This window comes from Thermobispora bispora DSM 43833, assembly GCF_000092645.1.
GTDB classification, from domain to species: Bacteria; Actinomycetota; Actinomycetes; order Streptosporangiales; family Streptosporangiaceae; genus Thermobispora; species Thermobispora bispora.
Genome location: NC_014165.1, coordinates 1,004,877 through 1,022,168, shown reverse-complemented (window position 1 = coordinate 1,022,168; position 17,292 = coordinate 1,004,877). Strand labels below are relative to the sequence as shown.

At 71.3% G+C, this 17,292-nt stretch carries 17 protein-coding genes; 1 reads left to right on the top strand and 16 read right to left on the bottom strand.

The features are described from left to right. Window positions 1-3: 3 nt before the first annotated feature. The 14 genes from TBIS_RS04470 to thrC form a co-directional block, all read right to left on the bottom strand. Window positions 4-813 carry a F0F1 ATP synthase subunit delta gene (locus tag TBIS_RS04470; protein ID WP_013131154.1) on the bottom strand — a complete coding sequence of 270 codons (810 nt, stop codon included), beginning with the start codon at window positions 811-813 and terminating at the stop codon, window positions 4-6. Continuing rightward, complete coding sequence (locus TBIS_RS04465) at window positions 813-1,358, bottom strand: F0F1 ATP synthase subunit B (RefSeq protein ID WP_013131153.1); 546 nt, start codon at window positions 1,356-1,358, stop codon at window positions 813-815. Before TBIS_RS04465 ends, TBIS_RS04470 begins: the two co-directional genes overlap by 1 nt. Window positions 1,359-1,387: 29 nt before the next feature. Next, a complete protein-coding gene (gene atpE / locus TBIS_RS04460) occupies window positions 1,388-1,612 on the bottom strand; it encodes an ATP synthase F0 subunit C (RefSeq protein WP_013131152.1) in 225 nt (74 codons plus the stop codon). Window positions 1,613-1,691: 79 nt separating this feature from the next. Further along, entirely contained in the window at window positions 1,692-2,483 is a 792-nt protein-coding gene (gene atpB / locus TBIS_RS04455) for a F0F1 ATP synthase subunit A (protein WP_013131151.1), read from the bottom strand. A 133-nt stretch (window positions 2,484-2,616) separates the two neighbouring features. After that, entirely contained in the window at window positions 2,617-2,832 is a 216-nt protein-coding gene (locus tag TBIS_RS04450; RefSeq protein ID WP_148231451.1) for a hypothetical protein, read from the bottom strand. Between the two features lie 65 nt (window positions 2,833-2,897). Continuing rightward, window positions 2,898-3,320: a Cg1360 family ATP-synthase-associated protein gene (locus TBIS_RS04445; protein ID WP_013131149.1), complete on the bottom strand. Its 423-nt coding sequence runs from the start codon at window positions 3,318-3,320 to the stop codon at window positions 2,898-2,900. Between the two features lie 178 nt (window positions 3,321-3,498). Beyond that, window positions 3,499-4,707, bottom strand: a complete 1,209-nt coding sequence (locus TBIS_RS04440) for an MraY family glycosyltransferase (RefSeq protein ID WP_013131148.1) — start codon at window positions 4,705-4,707, stop codon at window positions 3,499-3,501. 216 nt (window positions 4,708-4,923) lie between these two features. Further along, the gene (locus tag TBIS_RS04435; RefSeq protein WP_013131147.1) at window positions 4,924-5,571 is read right to left on the bottom strand and encodes an L-threonylcarbamoyladenylate synthase; all 648 of its coding nucleotides are present in this window, start codon (window positions 5,569-5,571) and stop codon (window positions 4,924-4,926) included. A 128-nt stretch (window positions 5,572-5,699) separates the two neighbouring features. After that, a complete protein-coding gene (prmC, locus tag TBIS_RS04430; protein WP_013131146.1) occupies window positions 5,700-6,554 on the bottom strand; it encodes a peptide chain release factor N(5)-glutamine methyltransferase in 855 nt (284 codons plus the stop codon). 112 nt (window positions 6,555-6,666) lie between these two features. Beyond that, on the bottom strand, window positions 6,667-7,719 hold the full coding sequence (gene prfA, locus TBIS_RS04425; protein ID WP_013131145.1) for a peptide chain release factor 1: 1,053 nt from the start codon (window positions 7,717-7,719) through the stop codon (window positions 6,667-6,669). Window positions 7,720-7,829: 110 nt separating this feature from the next. Continuing rightward, window positions 7,830-8,057, bottom strand: coding sequence for a 50S ribosomal protein L31 (gene rpmE, locus TBIS_RS04420; protein ID WP_013131144.1), 228 nt, complete (start codon window positions 8,055-8,057; stop codon window positions 7,830-7,832). 307 nt (window positions 8,058-8,364) lie between these two features. Beyond that, window positions 8,365-10,182: a transcription termination factor Rho gene (gene rho / locus TBIS_RS04415; protein WP_013131143.1), complete on the bottom strand. Its 1,818-nt coding sequence runs from the start codon at window positions 10,180-10,182 to the stop codon at window positions 8,365-8,367. A 410-nt stretch (window positions 10,183-10,592) separates the two neighbouring features. Beyond that, on the bottom strand, window positions 10,593-11,525 hold the full coding sequence (gene thrB, locus TBIS_RS04410; protein WP_013131142.1) for a homoserine kinase: 933 nt from the start codon (window positions 11,523-11,525) through the stop codon (window positions 10,593-10,595). 148 nt (window positions 11,526-11,673) lie between these two features. After that, the gene (gene thrC, locus TBIS_RS04405; RefSeq protein ID WP_013131141.1) at window positions 11,674-12,732 is read right to left on the bottom strand and encodes a threonine synthase; all 1,059 of its coding nucleotides are present in this window, start codon (window positions 12,730-12,732) and stop codon (window positions 11,674-11,676) included. Window positions 12,733-12,925: 193 nt separating this feature from the next. Between thrC and TBIS_RS04400 the strand changes: the two genes are divergently transcribed. Then, complete coding sequence (locus tag TBIS_RS04400; protein WP_013131140.1) at window positions 12,926-14,500, top strand: glycosyltransferase; 1,575 nt, start codon at window positions 12,926-12,928, stop codon at window positions 14,498-14,500. Here the strand turns inward: TBIS_RS04400 and TBIS_RS04395 are convergent. Both TBIS_RS04395 and TBIS_RS04390 read right to left on the bottom strand, forming a co-directional pair. After that, window positions 14,495-16,168, bottom strand: coding sequence for a glycosyltransferase family 2 protein (locus tag TBIS_RS04395; protein WP_013131139.1), 1,674 nt, complete (start codon window positions 16,166-16,168; stop codon window positions 14,495-14,497). The two genes, TBIS_RS04400 and TBIS_RS04395, sit on opposite strands and share 6 nt — an antisense overlap. Next, on the bottom strand, window positions 16,165-17,274 hold the full coding sequence (locus TBIS_RS04390) for a glycosyltransferase family 2 protein (RefSeq protein WP_013131138.1): 1,110 nt from the start codon (window positions 17,272-17,274) through the stop codon (window positions 16,165-16,167). The genes TBIS_RS04395 and TBIS_RS04390 overlap by 4 nt, the downstream gene beginning before the upstream one ends. Window positions 17,275-17,292: the final 18 nt, after the last annotated feature.

Sequence of the window (17,292 nt, the reverse complement as noted above, 5' to 3'; positions counted from 1 at the left end):
GCCTCAGCCGGCCAACCGGCGGCGGACATCTTCGATTCGTCCGGCGATCGTGGTGTCGATGAAGTGGTCTCCGATCTGGACGGAGAACCCACCGAGCACCTTCGGGTCCACCTCGACGTTCAGGTGAACCTCTCGCCCGTAGGTGGCTCGCAGCCACGCAGCGAGCCGCTGCTTCTGCTCCTCGGTGAGCGGTACGGCGCTGCGCACGACGCCGACCAGGCGTTCCTTGAGTCGCGCGACGATCCAGCCGTACTCGTCGAGGGCCGATTCCAGGCTACGTCCTCGCGGATGCACCACCAGCTGCGTGATGAGCCGCAGGGCGGCGCGGGTGACCTTCCCTTCGAGCAGCTCGGTCAGCAGCGCCCGCTTCCGGTCGCCCGGGATGTTCGGGTCGCTGAGCGCCCGGCGCAGCTCGGGGTAGGCGGCGAGGATCCTGCCGAACCGGAACAGCTCGTCTTCCAGGTCGTCGATCTCGCCGAACGACTCCGCCTCAGCGGCGGCGGCCGTCACGCCGAGGCGCTCCAGCGCGTCGGGAAGGTCACCGGCGCGGGACCACTTCGCCTCCACGGCGGCGACGGCGACCTCGATCGCGGTGTCGCTGACCTTGCCGTTCAGCAACGACCTGAGGATCTCCGCCTTCAGCTCCGCGGGACGGGCCGGATCGGACATGTTCCGCCGCAGCCCGTGCTCGCGGTCGAACAGCCCGGCGATGGCGAAGAGCTCCTCGGCCAGCGAACCAAGGTCCGCCGACGCAGCCAGGACGTTGAACCGCGCCTCAACCTGCGCCATTGCGGCCTTGCTCAGCCCACGCATCACCGAACCGCTTCCGGTCGGGCCTCGAGCTCTTCGAGGAACCGGTCGATGATCCGGCGCTGGCGCGCCTCATCCTCGAGGGACTCGCCGACGATGCGGCTGGCGAGCTCGACGGACAGGCGCCCGATCTCGCCGCGGAGCTGGATGAGCGCCTGCCGCCGCTCGGCCTCGATCTGGGCCTGAGCCGCCTCGATGATGCGCCGCGCCTCGGCCTCGGCCTCCTGGCGGAGCTCGGCCTTGATGCGCGCCCCCTGTTCGCGGGCCTCCTCGCGCAGCCGCGCCGCCTCGTGCCGGGCCTCGGCGAGCTGAGCGCGGTACTGCTCCAGGGTGCGCTGAGCCTCGGCCTGGAGCTCCTGGGCCCTCTTGATGCCGCCCTCGATCGCCTCCGTGCGCTCGGCGAGGGTCTTCTGGATCCGCGGCGTGAGGATCTTGCCGACCACGAGGAAGACGACGAGGAAGGCGAAGCTGCCGACGACCAGTTCGTAGGCGTGCGGGAGCAGGGGGTTGGCCCCCTCCGCCGCCAGGGGCGTAGCTGCCAGAGTCATGGGTGCAGCCTTCCGTCAGATTGCGGGTGTCAGCCGTAGATGAACGGCGCGACGAGACCGATCAGGGCCAGCGCCTCGGTGAGAACGAAGCCGAGCAGCATGTTCTGCCGGATGAGGCCGTAGGCCTCGGGCTGCCGGGCGATGGCCTGAACGCCCTGGCCGAAGATCAGACCCACGCCGATGCCGGGGCCGAGGGTCGCCAGACCGTAGCCGATAGCGCCGATGTGACCCGTGACTTCCGCGAGAACGTTCATCTTTTTCCTATTCCTTTGCTGCTTTTTTGGTTGGCCTATGGTCGAAATCTCAGGTCTGTACGAGCTGAGGAAGCCTGTCTCAGTGGTCCGGGTGGAGCGAGCTGCCGATGTACATGGCGGCCAGCAGGGTGAACAGGAACGCCTGCAGGAACTGAATGAAGATCTCCAGGCCGGTCATCGCGATCGTCATGACCACGCCGATCACGCCCACCGGAGCGCCGAGCGGGGTGAGCTTCTCGAACAGGAACCAGAAGCCCACCAGGCTGAAGAAGGCCAGGATGAGGTGGCCGGCGAACATGTTCGCGAAGAGCCGGACGGCGTGGGTGAACGGCGCGATGATCATGTTCGACAGGAGCTCGATCGGCGCGAGCAGGATGTAGATCGGCTTGGGCAGCCCGGGCGGGAACATCATGTTCCGGAAGTAGCCGATCAGCCCCTGGTGCTTGATGCCCAGGTAGATCTTCACGACGTAGATCGTGAGCGCGAAGACCGCCGGGAACGCGATGTGCGACGCGACCGGGAACTGGATCAGCGGGATCACGCCGAACAGGTTCCACAGCAGGATCAGGAAGAACACCGACAGGAGCAGGGGCATGAAGCGATCGGTGTCCTTGCCGAGGAACGGCTTGGCCACCTGATCGCGGACGAACTCATAGCCCTTCTCGCCGATGTTCTGCATGCCGCGCGGCACGAGCTGCGGCTTGGCGAAGGCGCTCCACGCCAGCGCGCACACGATGAGGGCGCCGAGGATCGCGCTCACGACCGGCTTGGTCAGCCAGTACGGCGCGCCCTCGAAGAGCGGAGGGAAGTCGAAGATGGACGGACCGGGGGCCTCGAAGCGGTCTGCGGCCGGCAGCGTCAGCAGGGTCACTGGACCACCTCGCCTACCAGCTCTGGGCCGGGTGCCCGGAGCGTGTGCTTGTTCGTCCGTTCGCTTTGCTCGCGCACGGGCGTCCCCTTCAGAGTGATCGTCAACAGAGAAGAGCGTGGGCAGCGGGCCGGTCTCAGCGGCCGTACTTCACATAGACGAGATAGCCCGCGAGCACGACCCCGACGACGACGCCGATGGGAGTGAGCACCTGCAGACCGGTCCAACGGCTCAGCAACCAGCCGATGCCACCCCAGACCAGGATCCCCGAGAGCAGGTAGCTGGGGACCGACCACATGACGTCGGCGAAGTCGCGGCCGTGGGTCTCCGGCCTGCGCTCTTGTTCGCTCATCGCGGGCATGACGATAGCAGGAGCAGAGGATACTAGTCATATCGGGCTGCCCCTCGAGGACTCGCTCATCCGCGCCCCCGCCCCGGAATTTCGACATCGGGTTCCACGTAAAGCTTCTTCAGCCTCAAAAACCCGTACATTTCGCCCACAGTCCACGTCAGCGTGCACGCGATCGCGGTGAGGGCGAAAACCCGGGAATTGAAGGCGGTGGTCTCCGCGAAAGCGCTCAGGATCGCCATGACGACGATCACTTTGATGGCGTAGCCGAGTATGGCGGCCACCATCATCGCCACCGGGGAGATGCGGCCCGCCCAGGAGACCACGGCGAGTCCCACCGTGAAGAAGGCCGCCACGAGGACGACGCCGATGCCGGCGCCCAGCGCCCCTTTGACCCCGGCCATCGCCCCCGCGATGATCGTGATGACCAGCCCGACGGCCAAGGTCGGCACGGCGGCACCCTTGAGCACGCGCACGTCGTTGGGCTGCATGGGAACTCCGTCTCGGTGGCTTGAGCGCACGTCAGCGCACGTCGCCGTCTCAAGGAACGCGGACGGCGCAATCCTCGTTAGTGAAAGCTATCACAAGCCCCGCACCACCCGGTCTTTACCGCCCCCTCAACCGACCGGCGGGTGCGCGCCCCGGCACGCGGCGGGGGCGCCGGCGCGGTCAGCGGGTGCTGCCCGCGTCCGCGCGCTGCCGGGACGGCTCCGGCGCCCCGCCCTGCGGCGGCACCTGCGGGCGCGCCGCGTGCCTGCCGCGCGCGGCGTACCGCCGGGACCGCCACCGCGGCAGCGCCATGATGATCAGCACGCCCACCGCGAGCAGGATCGTGAGCGGGAACAGGATCAACGGCACGCCGTTGATCGACAGCGCGACCATGGTGAACGCGAACAGGAACGTCCACGCGTACATGATCAGCACGGTGCGGCGGTGCGAGTGGCCGATGTCAAGCAGCCGGTGGTGAAGGTGACCCCGGTCCGGCGCGAACGGCGAGAGCCCGGCCGAGGTCCGGCGCACCACCGCCAGGATGAGGTCGGTCAACGGCAGCACCATGACCGCGATCGGCAGCACCAGCGGCAGCATCACCGGGAAGCGGTTCATCTCGACCGCCCCGGAGTCCACCGACGACGTGATCGTGATGAGCGAGGTGGCGAGCAGCAGCCCGATCAGCATCGCCCCTGTGTCGCCCATGAAGATCTTCGCCGGGTGGAAGTTGTGCGGCAGGAAGCCGAGGCACATGCCGATCAGGATCACGGTGATCGCCGCGGTGGTGTTGATCCGTGACCCGCTGGTCGTCTGCGAGAGCGCGATCGAATAGGCGAAGGTCGCCATCGCGGCGATCCCCACGATGCCCGCGGCCAGGCCGTCCAGGCCGTCGACGAAGTTCACCGCGTTGACGACGATCACCACGATCATGATCGTCAGGACGGTGCGCAGGTTGCTGTCCAGCCCGGTGGAACCGCCCATGAACTGGGGCAGCGGGAGGAAGGGCAGGTACATCCCGAAATACACGAGAAGCCCGCCGGCCGCGATCTGGCCGCCGAGCTTCATCAGGGGGTTCATCCCGAGCCAATCGTCGAGGAAGCCGACCACCACGATCATGCCGCTGGCGGCGAGCAGGGCCAGCACGGTCTGCCCGGTCTGCCCGCTGTTGATCGCGCCGCCGACGTACGGCAGGTGGTTGGCCACCAGCAGCCCGGCGAGCAGGCCGCCGAACATGGCGAGGCCGCCCAGCCGGGGCGTGGGCACCGTGTGCACGTCTCGGTCCCGCACCTCGGGGGCGGCGCCGATGCGGAGTGCGAACGCCCTGACCGGCGGCACCAGCAGGTAGGTGACCGCCGCCGCGACTAGTGCCAAGAGGAGATATTCCCGCACTGGCTTGGCTTCCTGGACACGCGCACCGGTTGGGGGATGACAGGCAGGGTCCACCGTGTCACGCTGGGGCCGCGCCGGAGTCCGGCGGACCCCATCCATCCGTTCGATCAAAGACGTTATCGCACCCGGGTGGCGATCGGGACCGCGATGCGGGTGCGACCCCCGTACCGGTGGCGGTACGGCGCGGCGGGACGGCCGGCCGCCGGGCGGGCCCGGTCAGTCCTCGGTGGCGAGGTAGCCGACCACTCCGCGGATCTTGTCGACCGGGATGGCGCCCTTGCGCAGCAGCCGCGGCACCGCGGTGGTGAGGTCGACGATCGTCGACGGCACGTTGTCGGTGCACGGGCCGCCGTCGAGGTAGACGGAGACGGCGTCGCCGAGCTGCTCCTGGGCCTCCTCGACCGTGGTCGCGGGCGGCTGGCCCGAGCGGTTCGCGCTCGACACCGCCATGGGGCCGGTCTCCCGGAGCAGGTCGAGCGCGACCTGGTGCATGGGCATGCGGACCGCCACCGTGCCCTTGGTGTCGCCGAGATCCCAGGCCAGCGACGGGTTGGCCCGGAAGATCAGCGTGAGCGGGCCGGGCCAGAAGGCGTCGATGAGGTCCTGGCCGTGGGTGCCGAGGCTCTGCACCAGCGCGGTGGCCGCGCTGACGGTGCCGACGAGCACGGGGGCGGGCATGTCCCTCCCCCGCCCCTTCGCCTCGAGCAGGGCCGCGACCGCCCGCGTGTTGAACGCGTCGCAGCCGATGCCGTAGACGGTGTCCGTGGGGATGACGACGAGCTCGCCCCGCCGTACGGCCGAGGCCGCGTCGGTCAGCCCGGCCGCCAGTTCGTCCTTGTCAGCGCAGTCGTACCTTCGGCTCACCAGCCCATCCTTCCTTCGGTCCGGTCCGGCCCGGGCGCCGCGCGGGCTCGGTCCGGGCCACGCCGTCGGCGGCCGGCACGCGGGTGCCGGCACGGCCGGGCGAGCGCCGGCGCGGGACGGGCGGCCGGTCAGTCCTGGCTCAGCCGGGCGGTGACGAAGCGATCCCGTCCGGTCAGGTCCTGCCGCGTTCGCACGTCACGCCAGCCCTTCTCCTCGGCGAACAGCCAGTAGACCGCGTTCGCCTGGCACTCGGCGTGCTCCACGGCCACGTACCCGCCCGGCCGCAGCAGCCGCCGGGCGGTGCGCTCGACCGCCCTGATCTCGCCGAGACCGTCCTCCCCCGAGCCGTACAGCGCCCGCGAGGGGTCGTAGTCGCGGACCTCCGGGTCGCGCGGCACCTCGCCGGGCGGGATGTACGGCGGGTTGGAGATCACCAGGTCGACCTGGCCGTTGAGCTCGGGCAGGCAGTCGGCGAGATCCTCCGGGTGGAGGAACACGCGTCCCTGGCCGTGCTCGAGGACGTTCTTCTTCGCCCAGCTGTACGCTACCGGATCGATTTCCACGGCGTGGACCTGAGCGAGCGCGACCTCTTGCGCGATCGACAGCGCGATCGCCCCCGACCCGGTGCCGAGGTCGACGACGATCGGCGAGGCGACGTCCATCTCCCGCAGCCGGTCGATCGCCCACCCGGTCATCACCTCGGTCTCCGGGCGGGGCACGAACACCCCGGGCCCCACCTCGAGCGAGAGGTAGCGGAAGTACGCGCGGCCGGTGATGTGCTGGAGCGGCTCCCGGGCCTCGCGCCGGGCGATGCCCTCCCAGAACCGGGCATCGAAGTCCTCGTCCTTGACCGTATGCAGCCGCCCGCGCGACACGCCGTGGACGAAGGCCGCGATCTCTTCGGCGTCCGCGCGAGGCGACGGCACACCCGCCTCGGCAAGCCGGGCTGTCGCGCGAGCGATCTCGTCGAGCAGGAGCGACATGTCGGTTAGGGCTGGCTCCGAACGGCTGGTTTCAGGTGGTCACGGTGCCGGGCCGGCCGTACGGCCGGCCGCCGGGGGCCGGTGCCGATCGGGACGGCGATCGGACCGGCGATCAGGACGACGTGTGGGCGGCGAGCTTCTCGGCCAGCTCGGCATCGATCAATGCCTGTATCACTCCATCGAGATCGCCGTCGAGCACTTGGTCGAGGTTGTACGCCTTGTAACCCACCCGATGGTCCGAGATCCGGTTCTCCGGGAAGTTGTAGGTCCTGATCCGCTCCGACCGGTCGACCGTGCGCACCTGGGACCGGCGCTCCGCGGCGGCCGCCGCCTCGGCCTCCTGCTGGGCGAGGGCGAGGAGCCGGGCGCGCAGGATGCGCATCGCCGCCTCCTTGTTCTGGAGCTGGCTCTTCTCGTTCTGGCAGGAGACCACCACGCCGGTGGGGATGTGGGTGATCCGGACCGCGGAGTCGGTCGTGTTGACGCTCTGGCCACCGGGGCCGCTCGACCGGAACACGTCGATCCGCAGGTCGTTCGGGTCGATCTGGACGTCGATCTCCTCGGCCTCCGGGTAGACGAGCACGCCGGCCGCCGAGGTGTGGATGCGGCCCTGGGACTCGGTCACCGGCACCCGCTGCACCCGGTGCACCCCGCCCTCGTACTTCAGGCGCGACCAGGCCCCCTCCTTGCCCTTGATGGAGATGGTCACGTCCTTGTACCCGCCGAGCTCGGAGGGCTGGGCGCTGATGATCTCGGCCTTGTAGCCGAGCCGCTCGGCGTACCTGAGGTACATGCGGAGGAGATCCGCGGCGAAGAGGGCCGACTCCTCGCCGCCCTCGCCCGCCTTGATCTCCATGATGATGTCCTTGCCGTCGTTGGGGTCCTTCGGGATCAGCAGGCGCTTCAGCCTGTCCTCGAGCTCCGGGATCTTCGCCTCCAGCTCGGCCGCCTCCTCGGCGAACGCCGGGTCCTCGCGCGCCAGCTCCCTGGCCGCCTCCAGGTCCTCGCGGACCGACTGCAGCTCCCGGTAGGTCGTGATGATGGGCGTGAGCTCCGCGTAGCGCTTGCCGTACTTCCTCGCCTTCGCCTGGTCGGCGTGCACCGCGGGGTCGGCGAGCTTCTGTTCGAGGTCCGCGTACTCCTTCACGAGCTCGTCAAGGTTCAACGTCTCACGCTCCTTGTCACGATCCTCGGGAACCGGCACATAACCACGAAACGCCGGCCCAGACGCGCCCCACGACGGAGAACCGCGCCCGAGCCGGCGTCACCGGCGAGCTACTTGCCCTTGCCCTGCTGCGTCCTCTTGCCGAAACGCGCCTCGAACCGCGCCACCCGGCCACCGGTGTCGAGGATCTTCTGCTTACCCGTGTAGAACGGGTGGCAGGCGGAGCAGACGTCGGCGTGGATCACGCCGTTCTTCGCGGTGCTGCGAGTGACGAACGAATTCCCGCAGGTGCAGGTCACCTGGGTGACCACGTACTCCGGGTGGATATCACGCTTCATCTCTTCTGTCCTAACGCTAGCTGCGGTCGCCGGGTCGCTTGCGGCCTCGGTGCGGCCGACGCGCATCGGCGTGAAATGCGCGCGCGGGAGCCGGTACCGCCCGAATCCGGATTCCAGTGTGCCAGATCACCGGCCGTGCCCGCCCAACGGCCGCCCACCGCGCGGGTGCGCGGGCCGCCGTGCCCGCCATCACGGCGAGGCCAGCGCCACGCCGTGCTCGCACGTCGTGGACGAGGCCGCGGCACGGTGCCGGGGACCGGCCCCGCCCCGGAACGGTCCGCCCGGGGCGGGACCCTGTGCCCAGACGTCAGTCGCGGTCGTTGACCGTCTTCTGCACCTGGAGCAGGAACTCGGCGTTCGACTTGGTCTCCTTCATCTTCTCGAGAAGGAGCTCGAGCGCCTGCTGTGCGTCGAGCGCGTGCAGCACCCGGCGGAGCTTCCAGACGATGTTCAGCTCCTCCTTGCTCATGAGGAGCTCCTCCTTGCGGGTGCCGGACGCCTCCACGTCCACCGCGGGGAAGATCCGCTTGTCCGCGAGCGACCGGCTGAGCTTGAGCTCCATGTTGCCGGTGCCCTTGAACTCCTCGAAGATGACCTCGTCCATCTTCGAGCCGGTCTCCACCAGCGCGGTGGCGATGATGGTGAGCGATCCGCCGTTCTCGATGTTCCGCGCGGCGCCGAAGAACCGCTTCGGCGGGTAGAGCGCGGTCGAGTCCACACCACCCGACAGGATCCGCCCGCTCGCCGGCGCGGCGAGGTTGTACGCGCGGCCGAGACGGGTGATCGAGTCGAGCAGGACGACCACGTCGTGGCCGAGCTCGACCAGGCGCTTGGCCCGCTCGATCGCGAGCTCGGCGACCGTGGTGTGGTCCTCGGCGGGGCGGTCGAAGGTCGAGTGGATGACCTCGCCCTTCACCGACCGCTGCATGTCGGTGACCTCTTCCGGACGCTCGTCCACGAGGACGACCATCAGGTGGCACTCCGGGTTGTTGCGGGTGATCGCGTTCGCGATCGCCTGGAGCACCATGGTCTTCCCCGCCTTGGGCGGCGAGACGATGAGGCCGCGCTGCCCCTTGCCGATCGGCGAGACGAGGTCGATGATCCGCGTGGTGAGGATGTGCGGCTCGGTCTCCAGCCTCAGCCGCTCCTGCGGGTAGAGCGGCGTGAGCTTGCTGAACTCGGGCCGGTTGCGCGCCTGCTCCGGGTCCATGCCGTTGACCGTGTCGAGCCGGACGAGCGCGTTGAACTTCTCCCTGCGCTCGCCCTCGCGCGGCTGCCGGACCGCCCCGGTGACGACGTCACCCTTGCGCAGGCCGTACTTGCGGATCTGGGACATCGAGACGTACACGTCGTTCGGACCGGGCAGGTAGCCGCTGGTCCGCACGAACGCGTAGTTGTCGAGGATGTCCAGGATCCCGGCGATCGGGATGAGGACGTCGTCCTCGCTGATCACGGGCTCGCCGTTCTCGTACCGGTCCCGCCCGCGGCGGTTGCGCTCGCGGAACCGGCCGCGGCGGCCGCGGCCCTCCTCGGCCGGCTGCTGCTGTTGCTGCTGCTCGGCCTTGGTCTCCGCCTTGCCGGTCTCGGCCTTGCCGTTCTCCGCCTTGCCGCTGTCGGCCTTGCCGCCCTGCTGCTGGCCACGACCCTCACCGGCGTCGGCGGCGCGCTGCTCGGCCCGCTCGCGCCGCTCCCCGCGGGACCGGCGCTCGCGGCGCTCACCCCGCTCGGACCGGCTCTCGGAGCGGTCGGCCTGCACCGCCTCGCCCTGTGCGGAATCGCCCGTCCCGGGCTCACCAGACGCGGGCTCACCCTGCGATCCGGCCGGGGCGGCGACCGTGGCGGCCGGCTCCGCGGCCTGCCGCTCAGCGGCGGTCTCCTCCGCCGCCTTCTGCTCGGTGGAGGCCTCCCCGAGCTGCGCCTGCTTCTCCTGAATGGCCGCGATGAGCTGGCTCTTGCGCATCCGTCCGATGCCGGTGATGCCCAGGCTGGACGCCAGGCGCTGCAGCTCAGGGAGCACCATGCCGGCCAGGCCGGTGCCGGAGCGACGACGCGGTCGGGCCGGGGCGCTCGTGGGGGTGTCGCCAGCGGCCTGGCCGTCGGTGAGGATTTCTGTGGTGTCGCTCAACTAAGGGTCCTTCCCAGGGGTCGGGCGCCGGAATAGTGGGTCCAGGCGTCCCGGTGGCGTGACCCGGCGGAATGGACCGGGTCGGGCTTCGCGAATCTCACTTGTCGATGACCCTCGGGACTCGCGAGCGGTAGGTGCCCGGGGGCCTGCCCCCCGTATGCCACCACCGTGATGTCGTGGTGGTTCGAACGCGCATGTCTCCGAGAACGCTGCCTCTGGCCATGCCACCCGAAGGTAGGCCGACGTGAGGAACCGGTTTCGGGGAGATCGCCTTGCCCGCGTCGAAGGACGCGAAGCGAAGAACAGCGATGTGCGAACGACAAGCACGCACCCATCAAGGGGGCACCTGGTGCGGCTACCAGCCTAACATCACCAGCCCGCACAGCTATTCCCCGAAGGTCGAAGAGGCATCAACGTGTCTCGGGAGACAGAACGTCCGCACCTGTCTGGTCAACGTTCACCGACTGGATGTGCCAGTCATTACCCACTTCTGACGCGATCGAATCCTTCGTTTCCGGAGTGGTGAACGCCAGCACCGTCGGACCGGCGCCCGAGACGACGGCGGCGACGCCGGCGGCCCGGAGCCTGCGCACCAGTTCCGCGGTCCGCGGCATCGCGGGTGCGCGGTAGTCCTGGTGTAACCGGTCCTCGGTGGCGGCGAGCAGCAGATCCGCCTCCGGCCGCTGGGTGAGCGCGGCGATGAGCAGGGCCGTCCGCCCGGCGTTCGCCGCGGCGTCCGCGTGCGGCACGCTCGCCGGCAGGAGCCGCCGCGCCTCCGCGGTGGCGAGCCGGAAGGCGGGGATGAGGACGACCGGCCGGACGTCCGGGTGCGGGTCGAGGCGCACCCGGCGCACGGTGCCGTCCCGGTCCGTCCACGCGATGGTGAGGCCACCCGACAGGCACGGCGCCGCGTTGTCCGGGTGCCCCTCGATCTCGGTGGCGAGGGCGAACACCTCGGCGTCCGGCAGCCGCTCCCGCCCCGCCCCGCGCCCGGCGGCGAGCTCGCGGGCCGCGAGGATCCCGGCGCAGATCGCCGCGGACGACGAGCCGAGACCACGGGCGTGCGGGATCCGGTTGACGCAGTGCAGCCGGATCCCGGCCGGCTGCGGTACGCCCATCCGGTCGAACGTGGCGCGCATGACCTTGACGATCAGGTGGTCCTCGCCGCGGTCCAGCTCATCGGCGCCCTCCCCCTCCACCTCGACGCGTGCGCCCGGGGTGTCGGTCAGCGCCGCTTCCACCTCGTCATGCAGGTCGAGCGCGAGGCCCAGGCTGTCGAAGCCGGGGCCGAGATTGGCGCTGGTCGCCGGTACCCGGACGACGACGCCACTCGAATGTGCCATTCGTCACCTGAACCACGGTGTCATCGGTTCCCCCGGTACCCGCGTGCCACGTGGCCTTCCCCGGCCGATCTCGGCCGCGGCGCCGCGCGTGCGCACCCGGGTCCGGGACGTCTGGTACGAGGGCCGGTACGGGGATCGTGCGGGACGATCAGGCGAGCTCGAGCGCGGCTGCCGCGGCGTGGGCGTCGACGGGGATCGTGGTGGGCGCCGGCGCGCCCGCGATCGCCCAGTCGGGGTCCTTGAGCCCGTTGCCGGTCACCGTGCACACCACGCGCTCCCCCGGCGCGACCAGCCCTCGCTCGTGGGCCTGGAGCAGTCCGGCCACGCTCGCGGCCGAGGCGAGCTCGACGAACACTCCCTCCTCCTGCGCGAGCAGCTTGTAGGCGGCCGCGATCTGACGGTCGGTGACGGCCTGGATGTCGCCGCCCGACTCGTCCCGCGCGGCCTCGGCGAGCCGCCACGACGCCGGGTTCCCGATCCTGATCGCCGTGGCGATCGTCTGCGGCTTGGCGACCGGTTCCCCCTTCACCAGGGGCGCGGCCCCGCTCGCCTGGAACCCGAGCATCCGCGGCCGCTTCTTCGCCAGGCCATCGTCAGCGTACTCGGTGTAGCCCATCCAGTAGGCCGAGATGTTGCCGGCGTTGCCCACCGGGATGCAGTGCACGTCCGGGGCGTCGCCGAGCACGTCGACGATCTCGAACGCCGCGGTCTTCTGCCCCTGGAGGCGATGGGGGTTGATCGAGTTGACCAGCGCGATCGGGTACTCCTCGGCGAGCCTCCTGGTCAGCTCGAGGCAGTCGTCGAACGATCCCTCGACCTGGATCAGCCGCGCGCCGTGCACCAGGGCCTGCGCCAGCTTGCCCATCGCGATCTTGCCGCGGGGCACGAGCACCGCGCAGGTGAGACCGGCGCGTACCGCGTAAGCGGCGGCCGATGCGCTAGTGTTCCCGGTGGAAGCGCAGATCACGGCCTTCGCGCCCTCCTCGACCGCCTTGCTGATGGCGACGGTCATCCCGCGATCCTTGAAGCTCCCGGTGGGGTTGAGCCCTTCGACCTTGAGGTAGACCTCGCAGCCGGTGAGCTCGGAGAGGCGCTTGGCCGGGAGGAGCGGCGTACCGCCCTCGAGCAGGGTCACCACGGGCGTCGCCGGGGAGACCGGGAGACGGTCTCGGTACTCCTCGATGACGCCGCGCCACGCCCTGTGCATGTTCAGCTCCTCCCGCACGCGCAGGCAGCCGCGCGTGCCAACCGAATACGGTCAACGAGTCTAGTGATCTTCTTGAACCGCAGGTCCGCCTGTCTGCGGATGGACGTGCCGGGCGTCACCTTAGGAAACCGGCGGCCGGTTTCGCTAGTGTTGGCCGGGAATCCGCTGCGTCTGAGAGGCGAGGAGTGCCATCGTGACGGGCGAAGCCCGGCCGAGGATCCGGCACAACGACTATTCTCCCCTGACTCCACCGCCCCTGGGCGACTGGGTTCCGCGGCTCACCGCCAGCGTGGTCATCCCGGCGCGCGGTGCGCAGCACCGCCTCGACCTCACCCTCGCCGCGCTCGCCGCCCAGACCTACCCTGCCTCGCTCACCGAGGTCATCGTCGTGGACGACGGGAGCTCCCCGCCGCTGCGGCTGCCGGAGATCCGCCCGGAGAACACGCGGATCATCGTCAGCCCGCCGGGCGGCCGGGGGCCCGGGCACGCGATGAACGCGGGGATCGCGGCGGCCGGCGGTGAGATCGTCCACCGGCTCGACGCGGACATGGTGATCTGCGCCGAGCACCTGGAGTCCCTGTTCCGCTGGCACCACCTGACCGACTACCTGGTGACGATCGGCGGCAAGAGGTTCACCGAGGAGCCGGAGCTCACCCCGGAGGCGGTCTACGACGCGGTGAAGCGCGGCGACTTCGACTCGCTCTTCGACCCGGCCGCGCTGGTCGCCAGCTCGACCGAGGCGACGATCGAGCGGCTCGACGGGCTGCGGAAGAGCCGCAACCCCTACCAGGTCTGCACCGGGCCCACCGTGTCGCTCCGCCGCACGCTCCTGGCGGAGGTCGGCGGGTTCGACCCCGAGGTCGTCCGCGGGCAGGACACCGAGTTCGCCTACCGGCTCGCGCAGGCGGGCGCGGTGTTCATCCCCGACCCGGCGGCGCGGGCGGTCCACCTCGGCATGCCGGCGCAGCGGGGCGAGCACCGGGAGGCGATCATCCGCCTGGTCGAGACCTACCTGGCGCACCGGGTGCCGCTCCGGCGGGATCTCCGCAAGGACCGGGGCCGGCGGTGGCTCGTCCCCTTCGTCGAGGTCGTGTTCGACGCGACCGGGGCGGACGAGCGGCGGGTGCGCGCCGCGGTCGACGCCGCCCTCGGCGGCACCCTCACCGACGTGGCGGTCACCCTGGTGGGGACCTGGCCGGACCCGGCCGCCCCCGGCGGCCCCCAGTGGCACGGCCCCGCCTTCGACCGCGCCCTCGTGCACGAGCTGCTCCGCCACGACCCGCGGGTGCGGTTCGCCGAGCGCCCCGCCCCGACGGCGGCCCCGGCCCCGTTCCGGTACACCGCGCCGATCGACGCCCCGCCGACCGGCGACCTGCTGGAGCGGATGACCAAGGTCATGCTCGAGGAGCGGCTGGGGATGCTGGTGGTCGAGCTCGACGGCGGCGGGACCGCGACGCTGGAGCGCACCGAGGCGGTCGCCCGCGCCCGGCTGCTCGCCGCGCCCGGCGAGCGGCTGACCGACGTCATCGAGGCGACCCACGGGGTACGGCACGCCGCGGAGCGGGAGTTCCGGCGGGCGGCCGGACGGGACGAGCCCGCCGCCAAGCGCCCGGAGCCGGCCGGCGGGCAGGCCGCGCAGGAGGCGGAACGGCGAGCGGCGCGGCGGCGGGAGGGCCAGGCGGCACGGCCGGCGGCGAAAGAGCCCGCCCCGGCACAGCCGGGCGGCCGCTCCGTGTGGGGCCGCCTCGGCCTGTTCCGCCGATCATGAACCGGCGGCCTTGTCCGGCGGGTGCGAGCGGCGGAACGCGATGGACCGGGCGATGCCGCGGGCGATGGCCTTCAGCCCGGGGTCGCGCCGCTTGAGGGCGGAGATCTGCCGCCGGAGGCTGCCGATCTCCCGGCGGTACTCCACCGCGGAGCGCCGCCATTTGGCCGCCTCGTCCCGCCAGCGGGTGACCTGGGCGCGCAGCCGCTCGGTCTCCTTGGTGAGGCGCGCCACCTCGGCCTCCGCCTCCACCCGGGCGCGGTAGGCGGCCCGCGCGCTGTGCAGCGGCGCGGCGGCGGAGGCCGGGACGAACCCGTACGTCTCGCCGTCGACCCAGAGCGTGCCGAACGTCTCGTCGACCACGGTGTCGATGCTCTCGCCCTCGGTCACGAGCATGGCCGCCCGGGCGAACGCCTCCGTGCGCTCGAGCCGGGCGCTGACGATCCCGTCCGGGCCCTCGGCGAGGAGGACGCTGACCAGGCCGAGGTTCTGCTCGTCCCGGGCGAGGGAGAGCAGCGCGAACAGGCTGTCCTCCCCCGGGACCCAGCCCGGCGGCAGGTGCAGGCGGAACGGCGCGGCCGTGTGCGGGAGCGAGGTGGCGAACCGGACCCTGCCCTCGTAGGCGTAGTGGGCGCGGATCAGGGAGAGGTCGAGGCGGGGGTCGGTGAGCGGCGCCCGCCGCTCCGGCTCGATCTCGTCCCACGGGCCGACCAGGATCACCGCCAGGTCGGTGAGCGTGCCGGCGAGCACGCCGTCCACGGTGGCGCGCACGTCCTCGAACGACGCGCCCGCCGCGTCGACGGCCACCTCGAGCCAGGGCACCTTCCACTGCCGGTACGGGTGCGAGCGCAGCCACCGGTAGACCGGGACCCGGTCGGCGATGAGGGCGTGGCTCACGCGGTTGATGGCCTCGCCGTCCCGCATCCGCATCGAGGGGCCGAGGTGGTAGCCGCGGGCCTCGGGGTCCGGGATGAACACCGCGCCGGCCTGGGCCAGCCGGTACCCCATCTCGGTGTCCTGGCCGAGGATCATCTCGGGGTCCATGGCCCCGGCGCGCTCGAACAGCCGGGCGGCGACCGAGGCGGCGCCGCCGACGTGGACGCTGAACGGCCGCCGCGACCGGGTGAGCGCCTCCGTCCGCTCGATGAGGTCCGCGATCCAGGCGTGCGGCTCGGCCGGCTCGAAGAACTTCCCCAGGTCCTCGGCGGCGGCGACCTCCTCCGGGGAGGGCAGCGGGGCCGTGGTGAAGCGCAGGTACGAGGTGACGGACAGGTACGGCGCGAGGTGGTGCCAGCGCATGTGCGCCTCGACCTCGGTCCGCTCGGGGACGACGTCGGCGTCCAGCCAGTGGATCACGTCGCCGGTGGCGGCGGCGAGGCCCGCGTTCCGCGCGGCCGCGCGGCCCGGGTCCGGGCAGACCACCAGCCGGGTGTTGGCCGGCCGGATCTCCGGGAGGCGCAGCGGCGGCGTGCTGCCGTTGTCGACGACGATGACCTCGATGAGGTTCTGCGGATAGGTCTGCGCGGAGAGCCCGGCGAGCACGAGGTCGAGCTTCTCCTGGGCGCCGTAGGCGGGGATGACCACGCTCACGGTGAGCCGAGGCGTCCACGGCGAGCCGATCGCCGGCGGGCGCAGGACGGTGTAGTCGTTTCCCCGGATTCGTGGCGTCATGGCGTTTCCAGCAGCAGGCTCGGCCGGAAGCCGTGCCATTGGTTGGTCGCGACTCTGAGGAAGTGGGCGAGGGGGAGCCGCCAGGTGTGGTCGCCGCTCACCGACCGGCTGAGCATGTAGCCGAGACCGTGGGTGCGGTAGATCCGCCCGCCGGCCGCCGCGGCCGCGCGGAGCAGGTGGCTGTCGACGCCTCCGGGAAGCGGGGCGAAACCGCCCACCTCCTGGAAGAGCCGCCGGTCGATCAGGATCGTGCCCCCGGCGACGTGATCGGTCCAGACCTCGCTGGAGTAGTCGGTCCGGCGGATCGTGCAGTTCAGCGGCTCCAGGTGGAAGAACTCGGCGGCCGTGCCCACGACGTCGGCCCCGGAGTACGCCTTGGCGAGCAGCAGGTCGGCGATGTGCTCGGGGCCGTACCAGTCATCGTCGTCCCACTTGGCGATGAGGCCCGCCGAGGACCGTTCGGCCGCCTGGTTGAGCACCGCGCCGAACGGGGTGTCCCGGTCCGCCTCGATGACGGTGAGCGTGCCGGGGAACTCGTCGAGGGCCTGCCGTACCAGGTCCGCGGGGTAGCCGTGCAGCGCGACGATCACCTCGAGGTCGGCGCCGCGCTGGCGGGCGATCTGGGCGAGCGCCCGGCCGACGAGGTGCGGGCGGCGGCTCGCCATCACCACCGCCACCTGGGGCGTGTCCCGGCAGAGGCCCTTGGCGCGGAGCGCGTGCCGCCGCAGGCGCACGCTGTGCTCCTCCCGCCGCAGGTCGGCCACGGAGCGGGGCGAGCCGTCCCCGGCCTCGGGGACCCAGCCGGCGATCAGGTCGGCGAGCACGGGGTCGGCGGCGCGGACCCAGGCCGGCGGCGGGTCCGCGGTGAGCGGGACGCCCGCTCCGGCGAGGTCCCGGATCGTGGCGAGCGCGTACGCCGCGGGTTCGCGCGGCCAGGCGACCCGTAACGCGCGCAGCGGCCGGAGCGGTGCCACGTCGTCGGGGCGCAGCGGCCGCCCGAGCGGGCGGCCGGCCGCGAACCATCGGCCGTCCTGCCATGACAGCTCCGCCGTCCCCTCGGATGGGGTGCGCATGAACCCCATCGGCGAGCACAGCTCGGTCGTCATGGCACCTCCTGCTGACCG